Below are 10,457 nucleotides of genomic sequence, written 5' to 3' on the forward strand. Positions count from 1 at the left end.
AAACGGGACTGCCTTGGGTCAGGGGTCTAACATTGCTGCAGGTGCCAACGACGCCACCGCTGTGGGTCAACAAGCGGCGGTCACTGCTGCTCAAGGCACGGCATTAGGGGGCCAAGCCACAGTCAACGCCCAAAATGGGACTGCCTTGGGCCGCAATGCTCAAGTGACTGCTGTCAACAGTGTTGCTATTGGGGCAAATTCTGTTGCCAATCAGCCAAATACAGTCTCTGTAGGTGCATCAGGTCAAGAACGCAAAATTGTTCATGTTGCCCCTGGCATTATCTCACCAACGAGTACAGACGCAATTAACGGAAGTCAGCTATCAGCGCTCATCAACCAACTCTTTGCCTCTGGTATTTGCTCCATTACAGGGGCAACAGTAACTTGTGGTAACATTGCCCTTGGAAGTGGTGCAGTTCCTGCAGGAGCAGGCAGCATTACTATTGGTAATAACTCAGGTGCTACTGCAGCAGCGGCCAACGGCATTGCTCTTGGGGCAAGCGCCAATGTAAGTGCTGGCAATGCTATTGCAATCGGCACAGGTGCCAATGCAACTGACGCGAATAGCGTTGCTATTGGGTCGGGTTCAGTGACGACTGCCCCGAATACGATCTCTGTTGGTGCTCCGGGAGCAGAGCGACGCATTACCAACGTTGCTACACCAATAAATCCCACCGATGCGGTTAATAAAGCCTATGTGGATGGTTTGGGGACAGTAGCTCTAGGCGCAGCAAATGCCTATACGGATGGCCAAGTGAACCAATTAAGGGGTGAGGCTTTTGCAGGGATTGCCTCGGCAGCAGCTCTGATGCCGATTGTTCCTGCACGTTCCGGTCAGACAACATTTAACGTCGGCATTGCCACCTATGGCGGCTACACAGCGGCAGGGGTTGCTATGGCTCATCAAATTGGGCCGATTCTCATTGATGCAGGGGCTAGCTTCTCCAGTGCTGGGCATCCTTTGGCTCGCCTAGGGATTGGTGCTCGATTCTAGGTTTGGCCCTAGTTGTCCTCTAGTCTTTTGGTGAATATAGAGCCGCTTTTGACGCGGCTCGTCTTGTTTATTCGCTTTATCATAGATAAAAGTCTATGATTTTTATCAATAATACAAAATGCTGCTATAGATCAACCTTTTGGTGTTTCCTATTCATTTCACTTCAACAGTGATCCCCTTCAGTCTTATGATAGATTTAGAAACAAAAAATCAATACTCACCCAAAATCAAAATGTTTTATTAGTTCACTATAGTAGAAATTCTGTCGAATAAATTATCAAAAATGCTCAAAAAAGTAACGATACTTCCTGTGATAAACAATGATCCCCATGTGATGAACAATGATCCCCATGAGCTGCTGGACATACCGCAAACAAGCTCAGGTCAGGTATCATGCTTTTCTGTGCCATCCACATCTTCGGTATCCGTCTTTAACCTATTGATCATTGAAAACATCCCCCAATCGGGTGGGATTTTATATCCCTATCTCGCCGAAATTGATGACATTTGCTATCAAGTTCACACCTGTCTGTATTCTCATTTAACCCCCGGTGTGGTTGCTCAGGCCAAACCTCATCTCCTTGTCCTCATTGCTCAAGGGGATCACGTTCTTAAAGAAGTACAAACACTCCAGCAACGTTATCCACAATTGCCCCTAGTTGTGATTGACCTTGGCGATCGCCCTGATCTGGCCACGCAGATACTCCACAGTGGTGCTCAGGACTACTTAAGCTTTCAGGAACTCAGCCCCAACTTGCTGGTGCGCAGTATCCGCCATGCCATCGATCGCCATAAGGTGGAACAGCAACTCCTGCGCCAAGCCCAATACGATCGCCTGCTGGTACAAATTACCCAACACATTCACCAAACCCTTGAGCTTTCAACGATTCTCGAAACTGCTGTCAAGGACGTGCGAGAACTCCTCGGGTGCGATCGCGTACTCATTTATCGTTTCCTCGATGATTGGCGCGGCATGATGGAGGTTGAAGCCGTCGTTCCCCCTTGGTTGTCGGCTCTGGGGGATGTGGTGGGAGACTCCTGCTTTACGGAAAAGTATGTCGAAGCCTATAAGCGGGGTCGCATCCACGTGGTGAATAACTTAGACACAGCGGATGTTGGCCCCTGCTATCGTGAGCTGCTGGCGCACTATCAGGTCAAGGCCAATCTGGTGGTACCCATCGTCGTGGAAGCGCGGCTCTGGGGGTTGCTCATCTGTCATCAATGCGCCCATCCCCGCGATTGGCAAGACAGTGAAATTGAACTGATCAAGCAGATTTCAACCCAGTTGGCGATCGCCATCCTGCAAGCGGAACTCTATCAAAAAGCCCAAAGGGAAATTCAAGAGCGCAAAGCAGTCGAAGCCCAACTCCTTTACCAAGCTCGCCATGACCGCCTTACCCATTTACCCAATCGCTGGCTCTTTGAGGAGCAGTTGCACCTTACCCTCAACCATGCCGCAGAGCACCCCGACTTCCACTACGCCGTTCTCTGTTTGGATTTAGATCGCTTCAAGACCCTCAACGATAGTCTCGGACACTCCATTGGCGATTTGTTTCTGCAAGCATTTGCCAAGCGGCTAACTCGTTGTGTCAGTCCTCAAGATGTCGTAGCCCGCTTAGGGGGTGATGAATTTGCCGTGTTGCTCAATGACATTCAGGGCGGAGAACAGGCTCAAGCCATTGCCCAAAGATTGCGGGAGCGCCTCAGCCAACCCTTTGAAATAGATCATTACACCCTCTACAGCACTGTGAGTATTGGCCTAGTGATGGGGGATGCCCACTACAAGAGTAGTGAAGAACTCCTGCGGGATGCCGATATGGCTATGTACCACGCCAAAACCAAAGGGCGCAATCGCATTGCTGTCTTTGACCCTGTCATGCTGCAACAGGTGCGCGATCGCCTGCATTTAGAAGTGGAACTGCGGCAAGCCATTGAACGGGGTGACCTAACCTTACACTATCAGCCCATTGTCAATCTCCGTAGCGAATCCCTGCGGGGTTTTGAGGCACTGCTCCGCTGGCAAAAGGGCGACACCTTCATCTCTCCGGAAGTCTTTATTCCCGTTGCTGAAGAAACGGGGCTGATTTTTGAACTCTCCCGCTGGGTTTTGCACAATGCCTGTGAACAGTTGCAGCAGTGGCAGCAAAAGTACCCCAAACTCCAGTCCATGGGCTTTACAATGAGTGTTAATCTTTCTGCGAATCAATTTTCTTTGCCCACCCTGGTGTCCGAAATTCAACAAACTCTTGAGGAGCATCACTTAAGGGGGCCGTTTCTCAAGATCGAAATCACTGAAAGCGTGCTGATGCAGCACCTAGACTCTGCTCGCGAAATTCTCGCTGAGCTGAAGGCGATGGGCGTGCGCATTAACATTGATGACTTTGGCACTGGGTATTCCTCCCTGAGTTATTTGGGCAATCTTCCTCTGGACGGTATTAAAATTGACCGCTCCTTCATTTCCCAAATGGATCGCAGCCAAGCAGACTTAGAGGTGGTACACACGATTTTGGTTCTAGCGCACAACCTCCACCTCGATTGCATTGCCGAGGGCATTGAAAACACAACTCAACTGCAACTGTTGCGATCGCTGCGCTGTCCCTCTGGCCAAGGCTATCTTTTTGCCCCACCGCTGAGGACGGATAAGGCTGAGGTGTACCTCCAAGAACACATCCTCTAAAGTGCTGCAAATCAATCTCAAGCCTAAAGGTTGGTAACAAATTGATTTGCCATCATTCCTCACCTCCTTTAATTAATGGGGCAAATTGTGCTGATAGCGGGGCTTAATTAGATTAGCTTAGGTTATAAATTCGATAAAAAAGTTCATCTCCGTTTATAGTATAGGCTTATGTCTTTTTGACGCCCTGGGGTGATAGATTGTTCTCAATCCAAATTTCGGTCTTTCATCACCGCTAATTGGAAAACCTGTCCCAAGGTCTAGGGATCGGATTTTTTTGTCAACTATTTACTGTTCTCGATATAGGTCACGCTATGTCTCAATTGTCGCGTCGTCGTTTTTTAATGACTGCCACTGCTACTGCTATGGGGGCGATCGCCCTCAAGGGATGTGCGCCCGCCGAAACTCCCCAAGGACAACAGCAGGGAGGGGGAACTGCAGTGGAAACGGACACCATTAAATTAGGTTTTATTCCCATTGTTGAATCAGCCCCTCTGATTATTGCCAAAGAAAAAGGCTTTTTTGCCAAGCATGGTCTCACCAATGTTGAAATCTCCAAGCAGGCCAACTGGGCCAGTGCCCGGGACAATGTGGTGATTGGCGCTGCTGCCGGCGGGATTGATGGTGGTCAGTGGCAGATGCCCATGCCCTACCTGATCAGCGAAGGCATTATCACCCTCAACAATCAAAAAGTGCCAATGTACGTTTTGGCACAGTTAAATACTCAAGGCAACGGGATTGCCATTTCCGGCGCTAACAAGGGCAAGGGCTTACACCTCAAAATCGCCGATCCCGACTACATCAAAGGCTTTGCTGCCAACAATGGCCGCAAGTTCAAAGCCGCCTACACCTTTCCCAATGCCAACCAAGACCTGTGGATCCGCTACTGGTTTGCCGCCAATGGCATTGACCCCGATCGCGACATCGAACTCCTAGCCGTTCCTCCCGCTGAAACGGTTGCCGGTATGCGCAATGGTACGATGGACGCCTTCAGTACCGGTGATCCTTGGCCCTTCCGCATTGTCAGTGATGATATTGGCTTTATGGCCACCCTAACGGCACAGATGTGGCCCTACCACCCCGAAGAGTACCTAGCCGTGCGGGCTGACTGGGTGGATAAACACCCCAACGCCACCAAAGCGCTCCTGAAAGCGGTGATGGAAGCTCAGCAGTGGTGCGATGACAAGGCCAACCGCCCGGAACTCATTCAAATTTGTGGCCGCCGCGAGTATTTCAACATTCCCGGCAATATCCTCACTCCTCCCTACGAAGGCACCTACACCATGGGGGATGGTCAACCGAATTTCAACGACTTTAATATGGGGCCCCTCTACTGGCGCGATCCCAATGGCAATAGTATCTCCTACCCCTACAAGAGTCACGACCTCTGGTTCTTAACTGAAAACCTGCGCTGGGGCTTCAACGCCAATCAACTCAAAGACTTTGACAATATCAAGCAAATGATTGGGCGGGTCAACCGCAGCGATCTCTGGCAAGAGGCCGCCAAAGAGTTAGGGGTGCCAGCGGCTGAAATTCCCACCACTGACTCGCGGGGCGTTGAGACCTTCTTTGATGGCATCAAGTTTGATCCCGATAACCCCCAAGCCTATCTGGACAGCCTCAACATCAAGGTCAAGTCCTAATCATTTCGTTGCTACTCAATAGGAGACTTATATGGCTGTTGCATCTGTGCGCCGTAATGGCAATGCTCATCCCCTCACGAAGTTTCTGCGCCAGCAGGGGGCGGATTTTTATCTACCAATGATCGGTGTGATTGGGTTTCTAGTAGTCTGGCAGATTCTCTCTTCAACCAAAATTCTCTCGCTCCCTGGCCCGATTCAAGTGTTTGCCGATGAGCGCAGTCGCTATCTGATCTTTCACCCCTTTTATTACAACAGCCCCCTTGATCAGGGGTTGGCACGCCAGACCCTCATCAGTTTGACCCGCGTTGCCCAAGGCTATGGGTTGGCTGCCATTGTCGGAATTACGCTGGGGATTTTGGTGGGCACTAGTAAAGCCCTGAATAAGTCCCTCGACCCCATCTTTCAATTTCTGCGCATGGTGGCTCCCTTGGCGTGGGTACCCATCTCCCTTGCAGCGTTGCGCCAAAATGAACCCGCCGCAATCTTTGTGATCTTCATTACCTCTATCTGGCCGATTCTCATCAATACTGCTGTGGGCGTACGGGAAATTCCCCAAGACTACAAAAATGTGTCGCGGGTACTGCGGCTGTCAAAGAAAACGTTCTTTCTGAAAATTCTCTTGCCCTCGGCATTGCCCTATATTTTCACAGGCTTGCGGATTGCCATTGGCTTGGCATGGCTGGCGATTATTGCCGCTGAAATTGTCATGTCGGGGGTAGCAGGCATTGGCTTCTTTATTTGGGATGCCTACCAGCAAAACTACGTCACGGAAATTATTGTGGCGGTGGTCTATATCGGTGCCATTGGCCTGATTTTGGATCGCTTGGTGGGCTTCCTGCAAAGCAAAATTGCACCGGCAAATCGCTAGGAGGGAATCATGGGCGTTTTTGTGGCTGTAGATCAGGTGGAGAAGGTCTTTGACCTCACGAATGGGGGACAGTATCTCGCCCTCAAAGGGATTGACCTGACGATTCAAAAGGGGGAGTTTATCTCGCTGATTGGTCACTCTGGCTGTGGCAAGTCCACGTTACTCAATATGATTGCCGGCTTAGACCTGCCCACCTCAGGGGTAGTGACGTTGGAGGGACAGCGGGTGCGCCAACCGGGGCCCGATCGCATGGTGGTCTTTCAAAACTACTCACTGCTGCCGTGGCTTTCCGTACGCGAGAACATTGCTCTAGCGGTGGATGAAGTGCTCGATCACCTCACTCCGGCTGAACGGCGGCAAATTGTTGAGTCCCATATTGACCTCGTGGGGTTGCGCCCCCATGCCCACAAGCCACCCACCATGCTCTCTGGCGGTCAGAAACAACGGGTGGCGATCGCCCGTGCCCTCGCGATTCAGCCGAAGCTGCTGCTCCTGGACGAACCCTTTGGTGCCTTGGATGCCCTGACGCGGGGTAATTTGCAGGAACAATTGATGAAGATCTGCGAAGCCCAGCAGGTGACGGCGGTGATGGTCACCCATGATGTCGATGAGGCGGTGCTGCTCTCGGATCGGATTGTCATGCTCACCAATGGTCCCGGCTCCAAAATTGGCGGCATTCTTGAGGTGGATATTCCCCGTCCCCGGCAGCGGATGGCCGTTGTCGAACACCCCAGTTACTACAGTCTGCGCAGTGAAATCATCTATTTCCTCAACCAGCAGAAACGGGTGAAACAGTTGCAGGCGCGGCGCAAACCGGCCATTGCCCGCCATGGTCTCGAAAAAACGAATCTGGAAATTGGCTTTGTGCCCTTGACCGCCTGCGCTCCCATTGCCATTGCCTACGAAAAGGGGTTCTTTGCCCACCATGGCCTAGAGGAGGTCTCCCTTGTGCGCGAGAGCAGTTGGCGAGGTATTGTGGATGGGATTGCCGCAGGCTACCTCGATGCCGCGCAGATGCCGGCGGGGATGCCCGTGTGGTTTACCTGTGGCGGTCATGAAGAGCAGCCGCTGCCTGTGGTCAGTGCCCTCACCCTGAGCCGTAATGGTAATGGCATCACGCTGAAAAAGGAATTTGCCGAGCAGGGGATTCGTACCCTCAGTGACTTTCACCGCTACTTGCTGCAAACGCGCGATCGCCCCCACCGTTTGGGGATGGTGCACGCCTCCTCCATGCATAATCTCCTATTGCGCTACTGGCTAGCGGCAGGGGGCATTCACCCCGATCAGGATGTCCACCTCCAGACGATTCCACCGGCACAAATGGTTGCGGATCTGCGTTCTGGCAGTATTGATGGCTATTGCGTCGGTGATCCTTGGAATCTGCGGGCGGCCAAAGAGGGAGTGGGTTTTACGATTGCCAGCGACATTGACATTTGGGCAGGACATCCAGGGAAAGTCCTAGGCGTGCGCGAAGATTGGGCGATGGCCTATCCCAATACCCACATTGCCTTGGTCAAAGCCCTACTAGATGCCTGTCGTTACTGTGCCGACCCTGCTCACAGTGAGGAGATTAAGCAAATCCTCAGCCGCAAGGCCTATGTGGCCACCAACCCTGAGTATTTAGAACTGGGGGTGGATCAAAAGGGTGGGCCCGTGCATCATTTGTTCTTTGGCGACGGTGTGAATCGTCCTAGCCGCACTGAGCACCTGTGGATGATGACCCAGATTGCCCGTTGGGGCACGATTCCCTTTCCACGCAACTGGGTGGAAATTCTCGAGCGGGTGTGTCGGGTGAGTGTCTTTAGTACAGCGGCGCGGGAGTTGGGACTCTTGGACATTAAGTATCGCACTGGGCCGATCCAACTCTTTGATGGCACCACTTTTAATGCCGATGACCCCATTAGCTATCTCAATAGCCTAAAAATCAAACATGAGGTCTATATGGCAGAAATTCCCTTGAATTTGCCCGTGCCCCGTGCCGCCTAAGCCCAATACGTTAGACGATTGGAGTTGCCCATGATTAGCCAAGGAAGCCGAGCCATGACTACCCCCGTAGCCTCCCCTGAATCCTTTTTGCGCCTAGAGCAGGTGAGCAAAGTCTATCCCACCCAGAAGGGTCCTTTTACGGTGCTGACGGATATTACCCTCGATATTCAAGCGGGGGAGTTTATCTGCGTCATTGGTCACTCTGGCTGTGGCAAAACCACCTTACTCAATATGGTCTCGGGCTTTGTGCGTCCCACCACTGGGGAAGTACGCCTCAAGGGACAACCTATCAAGGAGCCGGGGCCTGATCGCATGGTGGTATTTCAGAACTATGCCCTCTTGCCGTGGTTAACTGCTGCTGAAAATGTCTATCTGGCAGTGGATGCTGTCTGGCCAGAGAAATCCCGTCCGCAAAAGATGGCGATTGTCCGCGAACACTTGGCAATGGTGGGCTTGGCGGAAGCGGCCAATAAATATCCGGCGCAGTTGTCAGGAGGGATGAAACAGCGGGTGGCGATCGCCCGTGCTCTTGCGATTCGGCCAGAGATCCTCATTCTCGATGAACCCTTTGGTGCCCTCGATGCCATCACCAAGGAAGAACTGCAAGAGGAGCTGCTCAACATCTGGCAGGAACACCGCTGCACCGTGTTGATGATTACCCACGACATTGATGAGGCGCTGTTTTTGGCCGATCGCCTAGTAATGATGACCAATGGCCCTGCTGCCAAAGTTGGTGAAATCATGACAATTCCCTTCCCACGGCCGCGCGATCGCGAGCGCATCCTCGAAGATCCCACCTACTATCAACTGCGCAACGATGCCCTTGACTTTCTCTATCGTCGTTATCATCTCGACGAAGAGGCAGAGTAGGTCTCATTACAGGAGGGAGAGAAAACAAAAGTCCGCGCCACCACTGGCAATGGGTGTACCCATAGGATTTAGGATAGTGGCAGTGCTCTTGGATTTCTCAGATGGCCAGCTTATTTGACCAAAACTTTCGCTATACCGATCGTGCCCGCGCCATCCTCAAAGAACTGCAACGCAATCTCTATCCTATCTATATGGAGCTACTGGAAGAAGGGTTCTCTCCTCGGGAAATTACCGCCCTCGTCACCAGTGCTGCTGCCCAAACCGAAAATGCTGCTATTGCTGAATGGGAAGAGGCGCGGGGGGGCTCCTACAACCCAGAAGAATCCCAGACCACGGCCTAGGGGATGACTTCTCGAGCGCGCATCTTGGAAATTGAGTCCCTGAGTGTCCACTACAGTGGCATTTGCGCTCTGCGCGCGGTGAGTCTGGCCATTGAAGCCGGGGAGTGCATTACCCTTCTGGGCGCCAATGGTGCTGGCAAAACCACCCTCCTGCGCGCTATCTCTAAACTCGTTCCCAGTGAAGGTATCATTCGCTTTGCGGGTCAATCTATTGCAGGGCGATCGCCCCATGAATTAGTCAGGCTGGGCATTGCCCATTGTCCAGAGGGACGTGAGGTTCTCGCCCGCCAAACCGTACGCGACAATCTCCTTCTCGGTGCCTACTGTTGTCGAGATAAGGCGCAGATTACACAAAACCTCGAAGAGCAACTCAAGCGCTTTCCCAGACTACGGGAACGGCAACACCAACTCGCGGGAACCCTCAGTGGGGGTGAACAGCAAATGCTGGCGATTGCCCGTGCCCTGATGAGTCGTCCTCGCTTGCTGCTCCTTGATGAACCCAGTTTAGGCTTAGCGCCCAATTTAGTGCGGGAAATTTTTGCCATCTTGGCACAACTGCGGCAACAGGGGATGACAATGCTACTGGTCGAGCAAAATGCTCACCTTGCCCTACAATTGGGCGATCGCGGTTATGTCCTTGAAGCGGGTCAAGTGACCCTCAGCGGTAGTGCAGCGGAGCTCCTGAATGATCCACGGGTTCAGCAAGCCTACCTTGGTTAATGCTATGATGAGAAAATTGGACGTGTGGCTCAGTGGATAGAGCATCAGATTCCGGTTCTGAGGGTCGGGGGTTCGAATCCCTCCACGTCCGTTAATCAAGCATCAGCATCATGACTGAATCCGTTACCCGTTCCGAATTGAGCCAAGTCTTGGATGCCATCCAAGGAATGCAAAGCAATTTGCAGACAATGCAAGCCGCCATCCAAGCCATAGAGAAAAAGCTCGATATTCACATTGCCACCAATAGCGAGAAGTTCCAAAGGCTTGAGGACAAAATTGATACCGTCGAGGCCAGGCTAGAACAACAGATGAATGCTGTAGAGGCCAAGCTCGAACAGCGGATCAATGCCGTCGAAGCCAA

General features: G+C 52.1%; 8 protein-coding genes, 1 tRNA gene and 1 pseudogene. All 10 read left to right on the top strand.

The window, feature by feature from the left end:
• A partial coding sequence (locus IGQ15_RS01795; protein ID WP_297048086.1) for a YadA-like family protein occupies window positions 1-994 on the top strand: 994 nt, incomplete at its 5' end.
• Window positions 995-1,397: 403 nt separating this feature from the next.
• The gene (locus IGQ15_RS01800; RefSeq protein ID WP_297048088.1) at window positions 1,398-3,671 is read left to right on the top strand and encodes an EAL domain-containing protein; all 2,274 of its coding nucleotides are present in this window, start codon (window positions 1,398-1,400) and stop codon (window positions 3,669-3,671) included.
• Between the two features lie 311 nt (window positions 3,672-3,982).
• Entirely contained in the window at window positions 3,983-5,311 is a 1,329-nt protein-coding gene (locus tag IGQ15_RS01805) for a CmpA/NrtA family ABC transporter substrate-binding protein (protein WP_297048091.1), read from the top strand.
• 31 nt (window positions 5,312-5,342) lie between these two features.
• On the top strand, window positions 5,343-6,179 hold the full coding sequence (gene ntrB / locus IGQ15_RS01810; protein ID WP_297048093.1) for a nitrate ABC transporter permease: 837 nt from the start codon (window positions 5,343-5,345) through the stop codon (window positions 6,177-6,179).
• Between the two features lie 9 nt (window positions 6,180-6,188).
• Entirely contained in the window at window positions 6,189-8,165 is a 1,977-nt protein-coding gene (locus IGQ15_RS01815; RefSeq protein ID WP_297048095.1) for a nitrate ABC transporter ATP-binding protein, read from the top strand.
• A 54-nt stretch (window positions 8,166-8,219) separates the two neighbouring features.
• Complete coding sequence (locus IGQ15_RS01820; protein ID WP_297048098.1) at window positions 8,220-9,035, top strand: nitrate ABC transporter ATP-binding protein; 816 nt, start codon at window positions 8,220-8,222, stop codon at window positions 9,033-9,035.
• Window positions 9,036-9,136: 101 nt separating this feature from the next.
• Window positions 9,137-9,376 (top strand): hypothetical protein, encoded by a 240-nt coding sequence (locus IGQ15_RS01825; RefSeq protein WP_297048100.1) that lies wholly within the window; start codon window positions 9,137-9,139, stop codon window positions 9,374-9,376.
• Between the two features lie 3 nt (window positions 9,377-9,379).
• Window positions 9,380-10,096, top strand: a complete 717-nt coding sequence (locus IGQ15_RS01830; RefSeq protein WP_297048101.1) for an ABC transporter ATP-binding protein — start codon at window positions 9,380-9,382, stop codon at window positions 10,094-10,096.
• An 18-nt stretch (window positions 10,097-10,114) separates the two neighbouring features.
• Window positions 10,115-10,187: transfer RNA gene (locus IGQ15_RS01835), tRNA-Arg, on the top strand.
• 19 nt (window positions 10,188-10,206) lie between these two features.
• Window positions 10,207-10,457 (top strand): annotated as a pseudogene (locus IGQ15_RS01840) (hypothetical protein); the annotation flags it as partial.

The organism is Thermosynechococcus sp. M98_K2018_005 (assembly GCF_015295825.1).
Classification (GTDB): domain Bacteria; phylum Cyanobacteriota; class Cyanobacteriia; order Thermosynechococcales; family Thermosynechococcaceae; genus Thermosynechococcus.